The sequence below is a fragment of the Lysinibacillus sp. FSL K6-0102 genome, from assembly GCF_038003545.1.
GTDB lineage: Bacteria > Bacillota > Bacilli > Bacillales_A > Planococcaceae > Lysinibacillus > Lysinibacillus capsici.
In genome coordinates this window covers 2,843,597-2,862,949 of the sequence record NZ_JBBOPH010000001.1, presented here as the reverse complement: position 1 = coordinate 2,862,949, position 19,353 = coordinate 2,843,597, and the positions used below count along the sequence as shown (strand labels likewise).

General features: G+C 38.8%; 22 protein-coding genes and 1 pseudogene. 17 read left to right on the top strand and 6 right to left on the bottom strand.

Annotation, left to right across the window (positions count from 1 at the left end):
- Positions 1 to 4: 4 nt before the first annotated feature.
- Together NYE73_RS14600 and NYE73_RS14595 are read right to left on the bottom strand one after the other, a co-directional pair.
- The gene (locus NYE73_RS14600) at positions 5 to 1,039 is read right to left on the bottom strand and encodes a YdcF family protein (protein ID WP_066037255.1); all 1,035 of its coding nucleotides are present in this window, start codon (positions 1,037 to 1,039) and stop codon (positions 5 to 7) included.
- Between the two features lie 116 nt (positions 1,040 to 1,155).
- Positions 1,156 to 2,322 (bottom strand): immunity 26/phosphotriesterase HocA family protein, encoded by a 1,167-nt coding sequence (locus NYE73_RS14595; protein WP_054550393.1) that lies wholly within the window; start codon positions 2,320 to 2,322, stop codon positions 1,156 to 1,158.
- Between the two features lie 177 nt (positions 2,323 to 2,499).
- Between NYE73_RS14595 and NYE73_RS14590 the strand changes: the two genes are divergently transcribed.
- The 4 genes from NYE73_RS14590 (at position 2,500) to NYE73_RS14575 (ending at position 5,074) form a co-directional block, all read left to right on the top strand.
- Positions 2,500 to 2,940 (top strand): GNAT family N-acetyltransferase, encoded by a 441-nt coding sequence (locus NYE73_RS14590; protein ID WP_233732011.1) that lies wholly within the window; start codon positions 2,500 to 2,502, stop codon positions 2,938 to 2,940.
- Between the two features lie 12 nt (positions 2,941 to 2,952).
- Complete coding sequence (locus tag NYE73_RS14585) at positions 2,953 to 3,444, top strand: nucleoside 2-deoxyribosyltransferase (protein WP_115673287.1); 492 nt, start codon at positions 2,953 to 2,955, stop codon at positions 3,442 to 3,444.
- A complete protein-coding gene (locus NYE73_RS14580; RefSeq protein WP_004225046.1) occupies positions 3,444 to 3,758 on the top strand; it encodes a YbjQ family protein in 315 nt (104 codons plus the stop codon). The genes NYE73_RS14585 and NYE73_RS14580 overlap by 1 nt, the downstream gene beginning before the upstream one ends.
- 371 nt (positions 3,759 to 4,129) lie before the next feature.
- Positions 4,130 to 5,074: a helix-turn-helix transcriptional regulator gene (locus NYE73_RS14575; protein ID WP_254660021.1), complete on the top strand. Its 945-nt coding sequence runs from the start codon at positions 4,130 to 4,132 to the stop codon at positions 5,072 to 5,074.
- Positions 5,075 to 5,106: 32 nt separating this feature from the next.
- Here the strand turns inward: NYE73_RS14575 and NYE73_RS14570 are convergent, their stop codons facing one another.
- Positions 5,107 to 5,538 carry a hypothetical protein gene (locus tag NYE73_RS14570; protein ID WP_048392515.1) on the bottom strand — a complete coding sequence of 144 codons (432 nt, stop codon included), beginning with the start codon at positions 5,536 to 5,538 and terminating at the stop codon, positions 5,107 to 5,109.
- Between the two features lie 93 nt (positions 5,539 to 5,631).
- On the opposite strand from NYE73_RS14570, the gene NYE73_RS14565 reads away from it, so the two are divergent.
- From NYE73_RS14565 to NYE73_RS14535, 8 genes and pseudogenes are all read left to right on the top strand, one after another.
- Complete coding sequence (locus NYE73_RS14565; protein WP_340815575.1) at positions 5,632 to 6,018, top strand: hypothetical protein; 387 nt, start codon at positions 5,632 to 5,634, stop codon at positions 6,016 to 6,018.
- A 15-nt stretch (positions 6,019 to 6,033) separates the two neighbouring features.
- Positions 6,034 to 6,090: pseudogene (locus NYE73_RS24725) on the top strand (hypothetical protein); the annotation flags it as partial.
- A 39-nt stretch (positions 6,091 to 6,129) separates the two neighbouring features.
- Positions 6,130 to 7,320: an AAA family ATPase gene (locus tag NYE73_RS14560; RefSeq protein WP_445668869.1), complete on the top strand. Its 1,191-nt coding sequence runs from the start codon at positions 6,130 to 6,132 to the stop codon at positions 7,318 to 7,320.
- Between the two features lie 198 nt (positions 7,321 to 7,518).
- Positions 7,519 to 8,028, top strand: a complete 510-nt coding sequence (locus NYE73_RS14555; protein WP_115673284.1) for a TetR/AcrR family transcriptional regulator — start codon at positions 7,519 to 7,521, stop codon at positions 8,026 to 8,028.
- 90 nt (positions 8,029 to 8,118) lie between these two features.
- Entirely contained in the window at positions 8,119 to 8,538 is a 420-nt protein-coding gene (locus NYE73_RS14550) for a DUF3995 domain-containing protein (protein ID WP_054550386.1), read from the top strand.
- A gap of 44 nt (positions 8,539 to 8,582) precedes the next feature.
- Entirely contained in the window at positions 8,583 to 9,200 is a 618-nt protein-coding gene (locus NYE73_RS14545) for a histidine phosphatase family protein (protein ID WP_131520044.1), read from the top strand.
- Positions 9,201 to 9,278: 78 nt separating this feature from the next.
- The gene (locus NYE73_RS14540) at positions 9,279 to 10,115 is read left to right on the top strand and encodes a D-alanyl-D-alanine carboxypeptidase family protein (protein WP_259951130.1); all 837 of its coding nucleotides are present in this window, start codon (positions 9,279 to 9,281) and stop codon (positions 10,113 to 10,115) included.
- A gap of 487 nt (positions 10,116 to 10,602) precedes the next feature.
- Positions 10,603 to 11,865: a polysaccharide deacetylase family protein gene (locus NYE73_RS14535; protein WP_115673282.1), complete on the top strand. Its 1,263-nt coding sequence runs from the start codon at positions 10,603 to 10,605 to the stop codon at positions 11,863 to 11,865.
- Positions 11,866 to 11,913: 48 nt separating this feature from the next.
- Here NYE73_RS14535 and gltS read toward each other — a convergent pair whose 3' ends face one another.
- Both gltS and hutG read right to left on the bottom strand, forming a co-directional pair.
- A complete protein-coding gene (gene gltS, locus NYE73_RS14530) occupies positions 11,914 to 13,098 on the bottom strand; it encodes a sodium/glutamate symporter (RefSeq protein ID WP_054550384.1) in 1,185 nt (394 codons plus the stop codon).
- Positions 13,095 to 14,060: a formimidoylglutamase gene (gene hutG, locus NYE73_RS14525; protein ID WP_054550383.1), complete on the bottom strand. Its 966-nt coding sequence runs from the start codon at positions 14,058 to 14,060 to the stop codon at positions 13,095 to 13,097. Before hutG ends, gltS begins: the two co-directional genes overlap by 4 nt.
- Positions 14,061 to 14,200: 140 nt before the next feature.
- Between hutG and NYE73_RS14520 the strand changes: the two genes are divergently transcribed.
- The 5 genes from NYE73_RS14520 (at position 14,201) to NYE73_RS14500 (ending at position 18,810) form a co-directional block, all read left to right on the top strand.
- Positions 14,201 to 15,088 (top strand): LysR family transcriptional regulator, encoded by an 888-nt coding sequence (locus NYE73_RS14520; protein ID WP_259951129.1) that lies wholly within the window; start codon positions 14,201 to 14,203, stop codon positions 15,086 to 15,088.
- A 150-nt stretch (positions 15,089 to 15,238) separates the two neighbouring features.
- A complete protein-coding gene (locus NYE73_RS14515; protein ID WP_257960822.1) occupies positions 15,239 to 16,474 on the top strand; it encodes an acyl-CoA dehydrogenase family protein in 1,236 nt (411 codons plus the stop codon).
- Positions 16,471 to 17,247, top strand: a complete 777-nt coding sequence (locus NYE73_RS14510) for an SDR family oxidoreductase (protein WP_259951128.1) — start codon at positions 16,471 to 16,473, stop codon at positions 17,245 to 17,247. The genes NYE73_RS14515 and NYE73_RS14510 overlap by 4 nt, the downstream gene beginning before the upstream one ends.
- A gap of 13 nt (positions 17,248 to 17,260) precedes the next feature.
- Positions 17,261 to 18,304 (top strand): phosphotransferase family protein, encoded by a 1,044-nt coding sequence (locus tag NYE73_RS14505; RefSeq protein ID WP_115673281.1) that lies wholly within the window; start codon positions 17,261 to 17,263, stop codon positions 18,302 to 18,304.
- 290 nt (positions 18,305 to 18,594) lie between these two features.
- Positions 18,595 to 18,810, top strand: a complete 216-nt coding sequence (locus NYE73_RS14500; RefSeq protein WP_048392534.1) for a DUF3955 domain-containing protein — start codon at positions 18,595 to 18,597, stop codon at positions 18,808 to 18,810.
- Positions 18,811 to 18,846: 36 nt separating this feature from the next.
- Here NYE73_RS14500 and NYE73_RS14495 read toward each other — a convergent pair whose 3' ends face one another.
- Positions 18,847 to 19,332, bottom strand: a complete 486-nt coding sequence (locus NYE73_RS14495; RefSeq protein ID WP_112118482.1) for a tetratricopeptide repeat protein — start codon at positions 19,330 to 19,332, stop codon at positions 18,847 to 18,849.
- Between the last annotated feature and the right edge of the window lie 21 nt (positions 19,333 to 19,353).

Here is a 19,353-nt window from a genome sequence, read left to right as displayed (position 1 = left end):
GAACCTATACAAAGAAAAAGCTGAATAGAGATAGCGCAATCGAAATGATTACAATAGGTCCAATCATTTTCATATGTCGTTTTCGTGCCATTACAACAATCGCTACATATTCACGAATCATCGCATTTGGCCAATAATAAAAGGCTGTCTTAGAGCCAATGCCCTGACTATCTAAGCCCGCAAGTCTTGCATAAATACCCGCACGAAAAAGATGGAAATTATTCGTGGTGAAAATACTGTTATAGGCCTTACCCTGTTTCCGATCATCCATGAGCTGCTTAGAAAATAACATATTTTGATAGGTATTCACAGAGCGGTTCTCCTGGAGTGTATGCTCAATGGGAATGCCTTTTTCTATTGCATATCGTTGCATCGCTTCAGCTTCGGGTAGATTTTCATCAGGACCTTGTCCACCAGAGAAAATAATGGTAGGTGGAGTAGTCACTGCTGCTTGCTTATGATAGAAGTCAATTGCCTTTTGAATTCTACTAGCTAAAAGTGGAGGCACCTTATCATTAATTAATCCACTGCCTAGAACAATAATAAAGTCTTGATTCAATCGAGGGCGATTGAATTGGTAGAGAAAATAAGCAGATAAAAAATTGGATAAATGGATAAAAAAATAAAACGTAATGAGTGAAATTCCACCAAAAATGGGCTGGAGGTGGACTGAAAACAAACTCGCTGGATTGATAATCGGTAATAGGATAAAAAGTAAAATGCCAATCGCCACAAGTAATGTTAAGGAATTGGCTAAACGTCTACCTTCTCGCTTCATTAATACTCTCGCATTTAAAAATAAACCAAACATTAAAGCAACAATACCAAAAGGAATTAAAATGAAAAGAGCAATCAGTGGAATAATGACAATAAGCCTTAAAAAGTAATGGTCAGATGCTAAAGATAGAATGACGCAGAATAGCAGAAATGAACAGACAAATAGATTAAATAATAGCCCGTTGATCATTTTTCTTGGGTCTTTGAAGTAAGAAATAAGAAAAACGACGAAAAGAATCAGTGGAATAATGCCAAAATACATACAAAATGCACCTCTAGTGATGGAAGTTGGTTAATGATATCTCTATATTATAAGTAATTATTGGATGAAATCAACCATCGATGAAAAAGTGGAGGGGGAGCATCTAGAAGCTCCCTCTATTTTTTGTGTGTACGATGATAGGTTTTATTGAGGTAATGAATATATTGGGTGCGGGTCAATCCACCCGTTTGGCGATTAAAGTCATCGTAGGAGATATCATCTGGAAAACTAAATTCAGCGAGTGCCCGCTGACGATCTTCGCGGAAGTGTGGATGATCTAGCGACTCTGTTACAATTCCTTCCTCTTGCTTCAACCAATCACTGGCAACGCCTGCATAGACACCATGATTGGTAAAACGGCTAGCTGTTTGATAGGAGGTGGAAGGTGCAGGTTTACTAATTGTTCCTGTCCCCCAGGATAGACGATATCGAGGCTCTTTCCCATAGTTTAGTGTCACGCCATAGCCCATTGGAAATACAATATCGGATTCTGTTAACATTTTATGGCCTATCTTTTCATAGCATCCTCGCATAAAATGGTCATCCATCACAATATGGGTTTGAGGGGCCAATGGAGCAGATATGATTTCCTCAAGAGAAGGCAGGCGCTCTGTCGTTGTCAACAAATAGGGCCGTACAAACAATGGCATTGTCATTACATTATGCCAAATACTATCTTCTCCAAATAGATGATCCTTTTGCATTTGTCGTAAATCGCCAATGACAAGCACATAGCCATCTACAAATAAATCGATTTCTACACGAAAAATATCACCTGGCACAGTCTTATAGCGTAGACTTTTCATCTTGGTTAGCTTTTCTAGCTTGTCTGAGTAATCAGCAGGAAGCTGGGAGGGAAATTGCTCTAACCAATTCAAGAGAGCCGACTTAGTCGTTAAATGCTCAAAGCCTGTTAATGGTAGCTGGTAATATGTTTTAGTGTTACGAGCTGTGATATAGCTAGATGGATGGTTTTCATTACCTAGACCAACAGAAAAAACAACGCCTGCAGCTTTCACAGCGGAGATATTGGTATAATTCAATTTCTTTTCTTTTCCACGCGCAGTTTGAGGGACAATGACTTCACGATTACGTGTTAAAATGTCGACATCCGCTTCTTGGTAGCTATGCTCATTCACGAAAATTCTTTTTTTAATGAGATCGCCTTCAAGGCAAATAAAATAATCCTCTCGAATCGGAATCGTTTCCCAATGTGCTTCTAAAGTATGTAGGCCGAAATAGGGGCGCAATGAATTCGTTAACCAACTAGTAAATGGTGTCAATCGAATTTCCTCCTAGCTATTGTTTTGTATTTTGGTCAAGTATACTGAATTTGGTGGGTGTCGAAAATAGCTTAGATGGAAAATAGTTACTTTTATGCAGTGATAATAATTGCTTTTGGAGCAGATGCCTACCTTTTTCTTCAGGCTATAGAACTGCTATAATGACAGACAGAGGTGATGAATATGCATATTGTGACGATTGAAGGCATACCCTATGCTTGGCTTGAACAATTACAAGAAATCCACGCTCACGTTTTTGATGGAGCAAATTTGCCACTCGAAAAGCTAGAAAAGAAAGAAGGCCTTCTTTGCATATTGGCAGTGGAAGGTGACACATTGATCGGCTTTAAACTAGGCTACCCACAACCAGATGATATTTTTTATAGTTGGTTGGGTGGCGTTCATGTAGCACATCGAGGTCAGGGAATTGCAAGTCAATTAATGAAACAACAGCATGAGCATATCAAGACTTTAGGCTTTCACAAAGTTCGTACATACGGAAGAAATACATTCAAAGCCATGCTCATTACCAACCTCAAGCATGGTTTCGATATATTATCAACATTTATTGATGAAAAAGGCAGACATAAAATTATATTTGAAAAAACAATTGATTAAGGAGTTTTATACATGAAAGCATATTTAGCAAATGGGTTATTTTCGTTAGGCGATCGTTTTGTAAATGAACAATTGGCAGCAGCTATTCGCGAGGCAGCACCAGGCATCGCATTATATGTACCTCAGGAGAATGAGGCCATCAATGATAAATCTGCCTATGCAGATAGCTTAGCGATTGCCCAAGCAGATTTAGAGATGCTACAGGATAGCGATGTTCTGATAGCTGTATTAGATGGGGTGGAAATTGATTCAGGCGTTGCCGCAGAGATAGGTGCGTTTTCGATGCTGAATCGTCCCATTATTGGTGTGCTAACAGATGTTCGTCAGCAAGGGCGGGACAATATGCAAAAAATAGAGGCACTGATCCGAGATGGGCTAGAGAATCAGTTTGTTTATCGTAATTTATTTGTTGTGGGGTTAATTAAACGCAATGGCGTGATTACATCTTCTATTGAAGAGGCTGTGAAAGCCATACAAAAACTACAGAACGGGGAGGCATCATGATGCTATTAGCTACATCAGACATGGTGGCAGGAAAAGATATCATGGAAACATTAGGGCTAGTGAAAGGGAATTCTGTTCAATCTAGAAATATTGGTCGTGACATGATAGCAGGTCTTCGCAATATTGTCGGTGGAGAAATGAAGGAGTATGCGGAGATGCTTGTGCGCTCTCGTGAAATTGCCACAGAGGCAATGGTAGAGGAAGCCAAACAATTAGGTGCAGATGCAGTTGTAGGCGTTCGTTATGCTACTTCATCTGTCATGGATGGTACATCCGAAGTATTGGTATATGGAACAGCTGTAAAATTCAAATAAAAGAGTACAAGGACTTTCATTCAATGGAAGTCCTTTTTCAATGGTTAAAAAGTGACACATTCATCTAAAATGCTGTAAAATTTTAGTTAATTATGTCAAAAATACAGTCTATTGTGCTGCTTGAATGGTGATTTATTATAGGATGCGTATAGTACAAATTATACCAATAAAGTAGAAGTTTTATCTTGATTCAGTTTATAGATAATGAGATGTATGCACAAATGGAGTAGGTGTCAAAACACCAACTGAATCAAGATAAAAGCCCAAGCGGAGGTCACAGATTTTGAAGAGGAGCTTTTTGAGCAACTCGCAAAAAATCTGGACGCAATCAGTAGAAGGGCTATTTATGGCCAATATACTGCAAGCTGGGCATGATAGAAGAAAGAGTGGGATATATGGTAGATTCACAACAAGGCAAAGGCTATCGCGTACTATCGATGTTTGATCGATTGATGGATGGCCAAGGAATCAACAAGAAGCAAGAAGCATTGACACATCAGGTTGGTGAAAAAACCATACAACGGGATATCGATGAAATTCGTACGTATCTGGAAAAGGCTAAGCTAGATTACCATTTACAATATGTACGTACAGAAAAAGTGTATAAATTAATGCATAAAAAAAACAATCGTTTATCTAAAGAACAGGTACTAGTCATCGTTAAAATACTGATTGCCTCAAAAGCTCTCGTAAAATCGGATATCGGTGAGATCGTTAATCAACTTCTCTCACGTGTAGCAGACGATCAACTGTTATTAAATGAAAAAATTGTATATGAAGATATCCATCAAAACAAGTCATTATTGTCCTTGATATGGGGAATTTCAACAGCTATTCAAAAGAGAAAGGTCATTACAATTGATTATTTACAGGAGGGTGAAGCGATTCCAACTACAAAAATTTTAAAGCCGCTCGCTGTTATCTTTTCAACACATTATTTTTATTTAATAGGAGATAATCAAGAAACCCCAACTGTTTACAGAATGGATCGTATTCAGCATTTTCGTGAAATGACTATCCATTTTGAATTTCCATCTGTACATCCATTACAAGTAGAGGACACTAATGACCTTACTCATATCCGTCTTCTCTATAAAGGCCGTTCTCCTCAAATAGTCTACAGTCGTTTCCCAACAGCCCACCTAGTTTCACAAAACAATCATGAATATGTTTTTGAGGCAGAAGTGTTAGAATATGGCGTGAAAGAGTGGTTGTTAAGTCAAGGAGCCGATATGGAGGTATTAGAGCCAATTGAACTGAGAGAAGAGATCATTGAGACCTTACAAGCTATGCAGCAAAATTATCGTTACATATAAAAACCCGTGCGTACATGCACGGGTTTTTACGTTTACTGAAACAATTGTTTGATAAATGTCGTATCGATATCCTTAGTGAGCTTATAATCTTTCATGTAATTTTCCTCATATAAATACACGAATAAATGCTGGTCATCATCTAAACGCAAGCCAATTTCTCTGTTGTCATTAATTGAGAGTGTTAGCCAGTATGCTTCATGAGAATCAGAATTCGAAAACCACACCTTTTTTAAAGGTAGGTCCTTGAATGGCTGCATAATTTGATTGATTTCTGCTGCGTCAGTAATCGTTACTGTTTTTTCATCTGAGGAACGAATAATTTCAATCTCATGAATTTCCTCCATTTCGAGACGTTCTGTTACCTCTGTTGTAAAATCAGTGTCTCGTGTTAACAGCATTGTCGAGATATACAGAATAAGTAGTGGTAGTAAAATGCCTAGAAGTAGTTTGTATCTTTTTTTCATGCTTGTCTCCTTAAATTCTAAAAATTCACACATATGTATTCTTTTCCACGCTATAATTGAGCATATACTGAAATGATGAAGGAAGGCAATTAAATGACACATAATCATGAAGAAAAAGAACTATTTTACCCAAGTGGAATCATCATGTATCGAGGTGGCGTCAAGAAGAATGATTTCGGTCACGATATATATGACGGCAAAGGCTCGCTATTTGATCAAGAGGGAGAATTATTATTCGAGGGTGAATTCGTCAATCATATGAAGCAAGGCAATGGCATTATGTATTTGAAAGGACAACTCATTTATCAGGGTGAATTCATACAAAATAAAAAACAGGGTCATGGCATTTTATATAAGGATGGTCATATCCATTATGAAGGTCATTTTCGCAATGATTTAATGGATGGCTATGGTGTTTTATATTATGAAGAAGAAGTAATTAGCCCTTATCAAACACTACGAGCACAGTATCCACATTAAAATCAACCGCAGTATGAGGGTGACTTTGTCCATGGCATGAAAAAGGGAAAAGGCAAGCAATACTATCCAAATGGATTTTTACAATATGAGGGTGATTTTATTTGGCATCATATGCAAGGGGCAGGGAAGCTATATTACCCTACGGAATCACCAACAGCTGAGGAGCTTGCACGTGGTGTAACTAATCTCCACTATGAAGGTCATTTCTTTGAGGACCTAAAGCATGGTAAAGGCAAAGTATATTCTAGGGATGGAATTTTAGAAGCGGAAGGGCAATTTAAAGAGGATATGATGACAGGGCAAGGAACGCTCTATTATGCCAATGGGCAAGCTTCCTATATTGGTGACCTCGTTCAAGGCAAAAAACATGGACGAGGCGATTATTATAATGAAGAAGGCAAAATTATCTATAGTGGTGAATTTATTAACGATGAGCGGTTACGCATTACACCTGAAGTCGAGCAAGAGATTGCCAAGCTACAAAAACAATTAGATAGTCTTGTAGGTCTTCCGAATGCAAAGAAGGAATTACATAATTTAATAAACTTTATTAAAATTCAAAGTCTGCGTGTGGATCATGGTTTAACAAGCTTTCCTATTACGTATCATCTTGTCTTCTCGGGCAATCCAGGCACAGGTAAAACAACAGTGGCACGCATTATTGGCCAAATCTACAAGCATCTTGGCGTCCTTTCAAGTGGGCATTTTGTGGAAACAGATCGTGCAGGTTTAGTCGCTGGCTATGTTGGACAAACAGCGTTAAAGGTTCAGGAAGTCGTTAACAAAGCAAAGGGCGGGGTACTTTTTATTGATGAAGCCTATTCATTAATAAATGATAAACAGGATGCATTTGGGAAGGAAGCTATTGATAGTTTATTAAAGGCAATGGAGGATCTACGTGATGACTTGGTAATTATTGTTGCGGGCTACACAGAGCTAATAGAAGATTTTTTACAATCTAATCCAGGCTTTAAATCTCGCTTTAATCATTTTGTACAATTTGATAATTTTAGCACGGATGAACTCTATGATATTTTTGCGATGCTTTGTCAAACGAACGATTATCAATTTGGCGAAGCATTTGCCCAACATATGAAAACACAGCTACGTCATATGCCGATTGAAACCATCCCTAATTTCTCGAATGGTCGTTATATTCGAAACTTGTTTGAGAAACTAGTGACAATCCAATCAAACCGATTGATTCAACAGGCAACAATCTCGAGAGAAGAACTCATGACATTTGAGGAGCAGGATATTTTACAGGGCATTGCAGAAAAGTTGTTTGACAATACTTTTTAAGACAAGGAGTAAATTCATGAAAAAGCTATTAGTGTTTATTTTAGTGTGTGCATGTATTTTACCACGACTAGTAACAGTTCATGTTACAGTGAATAATCATATTAATGTACGCCATAAAAACGATAAAAGTTGATGAGTGATGTATAAAGTGGTAATATAAGACAAAACATACGCTAACGTATTTTTTGGAGGGCAATTATGCAAGTAACGAAAGAGGATTGGATTAGAGCGGGTCTAGAGCAATTAGCAGAAGCGGGGATTCATAAAGTTCGTATTGAAGCACTTGCTCGATCATTAAACATTAGTAAAGGTAGCTTTTATCATTATTTTCCTGATCGTCAACAACTATTAGATGCCATGCTAGACTATTGGGAAAACCACGCAACAAAGGCCATTATTCAAAATATGGAGCAAGTTGATGCTAATCTAGAGCAGCTTTTACGGATAAGTTTTCACAAAAATAAAAAGATGGAGATAGGCATTTATGCTTGGGCCAAATATGATTCAGATGTCGCAAAGCGTATCGTTCAAATAGAGGAGCAGCGAATAGCCTGTGTGGCGACACTCTATCAAAAAAGTGGTATCAGCATAGACGAATCCACTGATCGTGCAAGATTAGCTTATTTAACCTATATAGGCTGGATGACACGATTTGAAGCCAATCCTCATTTCGATCTCGAAAAAATGATTAAGCTGTTAATACAGTAAGAAGGTCTCTCGGAGCTAACATGGGCTTTGAGGGACTATATTTAACGCCAGAACATACGGTAGCGTATGTAAATGAAGAGGAGGTAGAACATGTTTATTTTATCAATTGTCGCAGTGGGACTATTAGGGCTCATTAGTATCCTACATATTTATTGGGCCTTTGGTGGTCGATGGGGTACAGAAGCTGTTATTCCTATGAAAGAAGGCAGCCAACAAGCTGTTTTTACGCCGAGAAAATGGGGAACGCTCTTTGTTGCAATGCTGTTGATGCTAGCAAGTGGTATCATCCTTGTTCAAGGAGGCTTCATGCCATTTTTTCAAGCCTCTATTTTTTCAAAAGTAGGAAGTATCGTTTGTGCGCTAGTATTTTTGCTACGAGCAATTGGTGATTTTAAGTATGTTGGTATTTTTAAAACGATTAAGCATTCCACATTTGCTCAAAATGATTCAAAATGGTATAGTCCTTTATGCTTGTTTCTTAGCTTTGTTTATGTGCTGGTGTTAGTTTAACAGCAATAATACTTTAACAGGGGGAGCAGAATGGGGGATATAAAATGGAGCAAATGATCTACTTACTTCGCCATGGTGAGACGAATTATAATACACAAGGGAGATATCAAGGACAGCTTGATTCACCACTCACTGAGCGTGGTCGGGAGCAGGTTCAGCAAAATGCGCGCATGCTGAAATCACTCATTGGCGATGCAGATGAATGGACCATCCTATCAAGTCCAATGGGAAGAGCCATGCAAAGCACAGCCATACTTTGTGAAACACTGGGCTATGACAGCAACAAGGTGAGGCAGGATCCACGTTTAACAGAGGTTGCTGTGGGACAATGGGCTGGATTAACCATGGCGGAAATACAGCAACAATGGCCTGCCTTGTTAACGAACACAGATGCCTTCAATTGGTATTTTCGTGCACCAGATGGGGAAACCTATGAAGCTGTTGTAAGCAGATTAACTGCTTTGCTTGAAACGATTCAACCACTTTCAAAAGTGATTATTGTCTCGCATGGCTTAACTGGTCGTATTTTACGCGGCGTCTATGCAAGTCTAAGCAAAGAAGAGACGCTCAAGTTAGAGGTTTCTCAAGATGTAATGTTCAAATTAACAAATAAAGAGATTACAAGAATTAGTTCAAATTTCGATGATGATTTTTACCTGTGAAAATATTTGAGCGCATCCCATTTTTCTCAAGGAATATTCAGAAATGCCGCCTCTTATAATGTGTAGGAGGCGTTTTTTATGAAAAAATGGATGTTAGTAGGCTGTATTTGTATCATGGTTTTCTTATTTTATTATACAAGCAAAACATATGAATTCACGCATCTAGAACTGCCATCATTACATAGTCAAAATGCTTTGTTACTCAATGAACAGGGCGATGTATTATACGAAAAAAATGCGGATGCTATTATTTATCCTGCATCTTTAACAAAGATCATGACAGCCATTGTTGCCATAGAGATGACAGATAATTTACAAACACAAACCATTGTAGAGCCTCAAACGATTGCGAACTATACGGCACAAAATGCTTCGATGGCAGGCTTTCAAGCAGGAGATTTTGTCACGATGGAGGATTTATTGTATGGTACACTCCTTGCCTCAGGTGCCGATGCAACAGGAACACTTGCAGATGCTGTCGCTGGCAGTGAGGACAAATTTGTCACGTTGATGAATAACAAGGCGCAAGAATTAGGCATGCATGAGACACATTTTGTTAATACCAGTGGCCTACATGATGAGGCACATGTATCCACCGTGCGGGATATCAGCAAGCTTCTGCGATATGCATTGGAAAATCCTACCTTTTATCAAATATTTACCTCAAAAAACTACACAACCTATGTTCCCAATCAATTAATCATCACAAACTCATTATTTACAAAATTACCGGGTCTAGACAGTCCGATAATAGGTGGAAAAACAGGCTATACCCCAGAAGCAGGACTGTGTCTTGCGACCATAATCGAGAAAGAAGGGAAATCTTTTTTATTCATTACAACCAATGCTCCTAGCTATATATGGAACCCACCCCCACATATTGAAGATGCCCTAACGGCCTTCGAAGCTTTATAGCAGGAAAAATAATGAAAAAACCTCAACTTTTTCATGGTTTTTAACGTCTTAATAGAAAGGGGAATTATATAGCTGAGGTTTGGTGGTGGATAACCAGCTTTTTATAGGAACCATCAAATACGGGGAGAGCTGCTGCTAAAAGTGAGGGAGCAGTTCAAAAAGAGAGGGGAGCCATCTCCCAGTAAGGAGAAGGTCACTCACCTAAGTCCGTAGGCCGTTTAGCAGCATGAGAAAAAGGAGCTAACAAAAAATCTACAAAATAAGCCACCATCATTTAATTATCATAACCTATGCATAGTTTCTCAGTAAAAAGGGAAGGAGGAATGTATAAGTATTTACTAAAATATGAATTTTAGCAGCATCGTAAAAGGGAATCTAGTTGATTATTACTATTTTATGGCAGGGTTGTTTACTCTATAATAAAAGTTAAATCTTAGCAATTTTTTAGCAAACAGACATGGAAGACATCTAAGGGCGGTGTAGAACAATGAAAAAATTTTTACCCTTTGCCATCGTTTTGACGTTTATGATGTGCATCTTGGCAGGGCAACTTTCAGTAAATGCTGAAGGGTCAGTGGTGATTCACAAGGTAGTCAAAGATACGGTTATTTTTGAAGAAGCTTCTACGAATAGTGCGGAGATCGGGGAACTTTCGAAAGGTAGCTTTGTTTCAGTAACAAAAGTAAGTAAAGGTTGGACACATATTCAAACGCCAGAGCAGGAGGGCTATGTCACATCTGATGCTTTAGTCAAGTTGAAGTCTGAGGGATACCTAGTGATTCAAAAGGGCGGTACAACATTATTTACAGCCCCAAGTCAACATGCCCAGCATGTAGGACAGCTCTATGAAGGACGAATAATTTATGTATATGGCACAGCACCTGGTGGTTGGTCTTTCGTTCAATATGGCGAGGAGATAGGATATGTAGCGACAAACGCATTAAAAAAACCAGCTCCAACGAAGAAAAAAATTAATGCTGTTGCTGGTGCTGAATTACGTTTAACAGCTAGTCCAGACGGAGAAGTTCTTGGTACACTTCCCAATAAAACAAATGTCCAGTATTACATAACACTTGCTGGTTGGGCTTATGTAGAAGCAGGCGACCAAAAAGGGTATGTCAAAGCTTCTGAGCTAGCCGATATTCAGTTAATAGATAATAAACTTTATAATAAAGGTGTGCCAGTAGCGAAAGGCGCAAAAAAACGGGTAGCCTTAACATTTGATGATGGGCCAGATGCTAAGGTGACACCACAAATTTTGGCAACGTTAAAGAAATACGATGCCAAGGCTACATTCTTTATGGTAGGTAAAAATGTGTCAAGAAATGCTGCAATCGTTAAACAAGTCTATGAAGCAGGGCATGAAATCGGAAACCATACCTTGAGCCATAAAAAATTAACGACCTTATCAATAGCAGGCGTTAAACAAGAAGTCAATGGCACAAGTAATGCTATTTATGCAGCCATCGGGCAGTATCCAACTGTTTTCCGACCACCCTATGGGGCGACCAATGACCAAGTACGTTCTGTCATGACAATCCCCTCGATTTTGTGGTCGATTGATACACTGGATTGGAAACATCACAATCCAGATAAAATTTTAGCGTATGTCAAAGCTTCTGTAAAAGATGGGAGTATTATTCTAATGCACGATATCCATCAAACGACAGCCAATGGTTTAGAAAATGTTATTCTTTATTTACAAAAACAAGGCTATGAATTTGTTACAGTAAGTGAGATATTACAATAATAGAAAAGCTTTGCAATCGTCTACTCAGAACGAATGCAAAGCTCTTTTTTATTTAAATAAATTGATAGTCGTAATAATAATAGGAATCCCAAATACGTCAATTAAAAATGCGCCGACAATCGGTACGACAAGAAAGGCTTTTTTAGAAGGACCGAAGCGTTGCACAACGGCTGACATATTGGCCATGGCATTTGGTGTTGCGCCTAGACCATGTCCTGCAAAACCTGCTACCATAACAGCAGCATCGTAGTTTTTGCCAAGTAATTTAAATAACACAAAAATACTAAATACAACAATAAAGAATACTTGCGCAAAAACAATGATGAATAATGGTAGTGCCAAATCAGCAATTTCCCATAATTTAATACTCATGAGAGCCATGGAAAGGAATACACCTAATGTGACATCTCCAATTAATGAGATGCTTTTCATATTAATGGCTTCAGGCTTGAATTTATCCATAATATTGCGCACTAATACAGCCACAAACATTGCTCCTACATAGCCAGGTAGAACGAAACCTGTTGCTTCTGAGAATAGTGTGCCGACGTACGTACCAACAGCCATACAGAAAGTAATTAATAAGACTTGTGTAAAGAACGAATCCGATGTAATTTGCTCATGTTTATTTTCATATTGGACTTCTTCCGATTCTTGTTCATCTGGTGTTAAATTATATTTACCTACTAAATATTTGACAATTGGACCACCAATTAAGCCACCAGCAACTAGACCACATGTTGCGGCAGCAGCACCAATTGTCATAGCTGAAGAAATCCCTAAATCTTCTAAGGTTTGGCCAAATGCAGCTGCAGCGCCATGACCACCCTCCATAGAAACGGCACCCGCCATCATACCGATTAAAGGATGGATCCCCATAAGTGAGGCCAGAGATACCCCAATGACATTTTGCATTAACGCTAGGAAGCCACATGCTAGCCAGTAGATAATCAGTAATTTACCACCGAGCTTTACAAGTTTAAAGCTTGCACCTAAGCCAATTGTCGTAAAGAAAGTAATCATAAATAAGCTTTGTAAAGAAGTATCAAGTGATATTTCTAAAATACCCGTTGTTTTTAAGATAGTGGTAAGAGCAGCGAACAATAAACCACCAACCACTGGTGCTGGGATACAGAAACGCTTTAAAAAGCCTATTTTATTGATAAGAAAGCTTCCTAATGCAAAGAGTGCAACAGCTAGGAATACCGTTGTAATTTGATTAATTTCGATCATGAACCTTGCCCCCTAAGTAAGTTGTTCAGTGCCTCATATACAAAATAGGCACCTAATTTCACTGTACGTCCGTTTTCATCTAATAACGGATTGACCTCACAAATATCAAATGAATGGGTGTGAGGGTGTGAAGTGACTTGTTGCAAAATGGAGCGCACAGTCGATGGGTCAAGCCCAAACGGTGATGGAGCACTTACACCTGGAGCAAATGCTGCATTCAATACATCCATACATAATGTTAAAAGAATATAATCATGCTTATCCATAAAATGTTGTAATGCATCCGTTAATTGTTGTTGGTAGGCTACCGTCATTTGATCCTCATAAACATACTTCACGTTTAATTCATCAGCTTTTTCGAAAAGTTCTCTTGTATTGCCGTAGCGTTGAATACCAACAACAAAATAGTCAGCGTGTGGATCCTGCTCTAAAATTTGACGGAACATCGTACCTGACGAAGGTTGTTCATCATATGGTCGTAAATCAAAGTGAGCATCTATATTGATGATGCCGATCTTAGCTTCCTTTGGTAGAGCAGAACGAACGCCTAAATAATGGCCATACAGCGTTTCATGCCCGCCACCTAGCACCACACATGATATGTTTTTTTGTAGTACTGTTGCTACGACTTCACCAAGCTCACGTTGCGCCTCCTCTAAAGCATGGTTTAGACAAACGATATTGCCAACATCAATAATTTGCTGATCGTCCTCAAATGTCCACGGTAAACTGGCTAAGCCTTCTCGTAGGGCGTTTGGACCATTTGCTGCCCCTACACGGCCTTGATTTCGACGTACCCCTTCATCGCAGATAAAGCCAACGAGAGCAGCACTTTTCTTATCTGAAGCGCTTACATCATTAATCGCAACTCTTTTTACTTGTTGATGTAAACGAAAGCTGCTTGTATTTGTCGTTGAATCTATTCGGCCTTTCCATTGTTTTTGATCTGTCATTGTGTACATAAACTTATCAACCCCATTGTGAATATTATTGTAGAAAAAGTATTGTTGTAATTCATTATATATTCACATAATTATAATTACTAATATATAATTAATATTAATCTATAGCTTTTAACTATAAATCTGGGAGGTATCTATAGGTGGACATAAAACAATTACACTATTTTATCGCTGTTTCAGAACAGATGAATTTCTCAAAAGCCGCAGAAAGACTGCATATTTCGCAGCCTTCCTTAAGTAATGCGATCAAAAAATTAGAACAAGAGATTGGCTCCCCTTTATTAGAGAGAAATACTAGAAATCTGCAATTAACAGAAGCTGGAGAGTTACTTTTTGAACGAGCAAAAGTTATTGTAAAAAATATGGAAGTGCTAAAAATCGAAATGGATGAAGTGATTGTTCATGGCACGAGAGACATCACCATTGGTGTCATGGAATCTATTAAGCATTGGCTGCCAAAGGTAATCGCCAACTATAAAAAAGACTATCCTCACATGAAAATTCACTTAGTCGATATTTTAGGTAGTAAACGGGTGAAAAAATCCTTGAAAAGCTATAAAACTCATTTAATCATCACCAATCAGCTAATGGATGATCCAGAGTTGGAAGTTCAAACTTTATATGAAGAACGGTTGGTCGCAGTATTACCTTTACATCATCCGTTAGCCCAAAAGGATACTTTAACCATCTCAGATATTTGTGAAGAACCATTTATTATTAGTACCGAGGGCTTTCAAACAAGACGAGATATCTTAACGTCATTTGAACAGGCTGGTAAAAACATCAATATTCAATTTGAAATTGAGCGTTTTGAAACCGCTGTATCGCTTGTACGAGAACATTTAGGAGTGACCATATTACCTGAAAATTACTTGCAAGGACCGACTGCCAAAACGATTGTAAAAAAAGAAATAGAGGGTCTGAATTTAAGTCGCAATGTTTATCTAGTGTACTTAAAAAACCGTCATTTACCATTAGCCATCCGACAATTACTGAAGGATATAGTACAGTGTTTTGAAAATAAATGATGTAAGTCCATAGTAATGAATTTTCTCTTTTATTAGAAAATTCAAAAATAGAACATTGCTTTACTAGAAAAATAGCGGTAACATTTATTGTAAGAATGAAAATGAACATTCATTCATTTTGCGAAGTTCAAACAAAGGGGGTATCTTCTAATGAATTTTTCCTATAGTGAAAAAGTTGAGAAGTTACAGGACAAGCTGAAGAATTTTATGGCGCAATACATTTATCCAAATGAGGCCGTTTATGCTGCACAGGTTGAGGCAATGGAGGATCGCTGGGGAGCGATTCCACCGATTATGGAGGAGCTGAAGCAGAAGGCGCAGCAGGCAGGTTTGTGGAATTTATTTTTACCAGATAGTGAATATGGGGCAGGTTTAACCAACTTAGAATACGCACCTTTATGTGAAATCATGGGCCGCTCACTTCTTGCCCCCGAAGTGTTTAACTGTAATGCACCTGACACAGGCAATATGGAAGTACTTGTACGCTATGGATCGGCACTGCAAAAAAAACAGTGGCTGGAACCATTATTACGAGGTGAAATACGGTCCTGCTTTGCGATGACGGAGCCAGCCGTTGCATCCAGTGATGCTACAAATATTGAGGCAAGCATTGAACGCGATGGAGATGAATACATTTTAAATGGCCATAAATGGTGGACAACTGGTGCTGGGGATCCTCGCTGTAGGGTGGCTATTTTTATGGGCAAGCATAAAGATACAACGGCTCCTATCCACGAGCAGCAGTCTATGATTCTTGTACCGATGGATACACCAGGAGTAAAAGTGGAGCGTATGCTAACGGCTTTTGGCTACGACCATGCGCCAGAAGGACATGGTGAGGTTACATTTACCAATGTGCGTGTACCGGTAGAAAATATTTTATGGGGTGAAGGTAAAGGCTTTGCCATTGCGCAAGGCAGACTAGGGCCAGGTAGAATTCATCATTGTATGCGTCTTATTGGTGCCGCAGAGCGTGCATTAGAGGAAATGTGTGTGCGTGTACAAGCGCGGCAGGCATTTCATCGACCACTAGCAGATCAAGGGGTAATGCGGGAGCGCATTGCGGAATCTCGGATGGATATTGAGCAAGCAAGACTTTTAACATTGAAGGCTGCTTATATGATGGACACAGTAGGCAACAAAGAGGCAAAAGCTGAAATTGCTATGATTAAGGTAGTTGCTCCAAATATGGCACTCAGAGTCATTGATCGAGCTATCCAAGCATTTGGTGCTGCTGGGGTAGGTCCCGATACAACGCTTGCTGCACAATGGGCTAATTCTCGTACATTACGTTTAGCGGATGGACCAGATGAGGTGCATCGTAATACCATTGCTAAACTAGAATTAAAAAAGCATGCCAACAAACAAGAGGAGCTGGTGAAATGACAGTCCTAGAGTTATTTAGCTTAAAAGGTAAAACAGCGATTGTGACAGGTGGAGGACGTGGACTCGGTGCGCAAATTGCTCAAGGATTTGCAGAGGCTGGAGCCAATGTGGTCTTATGCTCACGAAAGGTGGAGGCATGTGAGGAGGTTGCAGCAGGACTCGAAAAGCTTGGTGTTCAATCATTAGCTCTAGCCTGTGATGTCACAAAGCCTGAGGATATTGCCAATGTGGTAGCCCAAACGATTACAACATTTGGTAGAATTGATATTTTAGTCAATAACAGTGGCGCATCATGGGGAACACCTGCCATAGATATGCCCTACGAAGCCTGGCAAAAAGTATTTGATGTCAATGTCAACGGGACATTTTTATTCAGCCAAGCCGTTGGCAAAATTATGCTAGAGCAGAAAAGCGGCAAAATCATTAATATTGCTTCTATTGCTGGACTAGGTGGGACGCTACCAGCCTTTATGGATACGATTGCCTATAACGCGAGTAAAGGGGCTGTCATTACTTTAACGAAGGATTTAGCCGTCAAATGGGGGCCACATGGAGTCAATGTCAACGCTATTGCACCTGGTTTTTTCCCTACGAAAATGTCCAATGTCTTAATCGAACGTGGACAAGACTATTTGATGGGTGTTACACCGTTGAAACGCTTAGGCTCCGAAAATGATTTGAAGGGCGTAGCTTTATTTTTAGCAGCACCAGCTTCGGACTATGTAACAGGGGATGTCATTGTAGTAGATGGGGGCATGAGCTCCATTATTTAAGGAGGGAAATAGAATGGATACGATGCAAGTAAGGTCAAGTGAACGTTTGGATGTTGATAAACTACATGCCTTTTTAGAGAGTTATTTCACTGAGCTTCCACAGGGGAAGCTTGAAATAGCACAATTTAGTGCAGGGCATTCCAATTTGACGTATTGTTTAAAAATAGCTGATTTTGAAGCTGTTCTACGTCGTCCTCCGCTTGGACCAGTTGCCAAAAAAGCGCATGATATGAAGCGGGAATTTACGATTTTATCGGCACTGCATCCATTTTTACCATCGGTTCCAAAACCATATGTCTATGTAGAGGATCGAGACATTATCGGTAGTGATTTCTTTTTAATGGAGCGCAAAAAAGGAATCGTCCTTGATACACATTTTCCAAAAGGCACAGAACCAACAGAGGAGCTAGCACGTCAATTGTCCGAACTGATGGTTGATTCTTTAGTTGCATTACATGCTATTCCTTATCAGGACACTCCGTTAAAGGATATCGTGAAGCCTGACGGATTTCTTGAAAGACAAGTGTATGGCTGGATTGAGCGTTATGAAAATGCGAAAACAGCAGAACATGCAGAAGTAGCGATGTTAACAGATTGGTTAAAAAACAATCTTCCGTCCAATCATGAGGCAACCATTATTCATTACGATTATAAATTGAATAATGCAATGTTCTCTGAGGACTATACCGAAATGATTGGCCTTTTTGATTGGGAGATGGCAACAGTAGGGGACCCACTTGCTGATGTTGGTGTAGCAATGAGTTATTGGATGCAAGCGGATGACCCGAAAATGCTATTATATGCACTTGGTGAACCACCAGTAACTGTATTACCAGGCTTTTATACCCGACAGCAATTTATTGATCGTTATGCAGAGAAAAGTGGGCGAGATGTGTCAGCTATTCATTATTACTGTACATTTGCTTATTTTAAATTAGCCGTTATTTGTCAGCAAATCTATTATCGCTATGTTCAAGGACAAACGCAGGATGATCGCTTTGCTCAGATGGATAAAATGGTCGCTGCCCTCATACAACAAGCTTCTCAATCAATATGATTTTATGGAAAAACGGTTACTTTTAATAAAGTAGCTGTTTTTTAAAGCCTATTATAACAGATTATCCGACATTAATTTATATAATTATTTATACTAACTCGCACAAAATTTACTCAAAAAACATAATAAATCACGTACAAGAAATTAAAAGAGGAGGGAACGTTTGTTCTTTTGGGCAGGAGTGTTAATCAATAACTATTTATTGTTTTTCGATAAAAAATAATTGACTTGCAATAAAAATAACGCTATCATCAATTACAACAAGGATTTAACAAATGGAGGAAGAAATAATGGGGAAATATTTACTTGCCACAATTCCGATGATCATGGGGATCGTATGTTTATTTATAAAAGGCCTTATAGGAGATGAGATACTAGCAGATGGTACGATAGTGGAGAAAAACTTCTTTTTAATTCCATTGAGCTATTTATTTTTCTTTAGTGGTATACTTACATTCTTGATTATGGCGTTATCTTCTACATTCAAAAAGCAAACTTCCATATAATAATGCTAAAAACAGGCTCTAAATAGGGCCTGTTTTTTATAACCATGTTTGATCTAGCTTATCACTGTAGTAGTGAATAGCTTTTTTATAATCTTGAATGCCTTGATGATTGGCTGTGCGTAATATCGTGTTCAATAATGTTTCCATTGATTTTGCATGTTCGCCAAGATTATAGAGTGTCATGGCATAGAAGACCTTGATATGCTCAGCCTTGGGGAACTCTTGAATGGCTTGTTCAAAGATCCGTTTTGCTTGCTCGTATTGCCCTATAGTCCGATAGGTGCTCCCTAAACCGAGATAGGCATCCACTAAAACTTCTGGTTCTAGCCCCAACTTTATCGCTTCTTCGTAGTGCGGAACAGCCTCTTTTTCCTGCCCTAAAGAATCAAATGTCCAAGCACATTGAAATTGATAATAAGCATTTTGAGGATGTTCCTTGACCAGTGCCACCATACATTGATTTGCTTCCTCAAGCTGTCCGTTTTTTCTTAATGTAAGTATGTGTTCTAATTGTTTGTCCATTATATTTAACCTCTTCTTTAC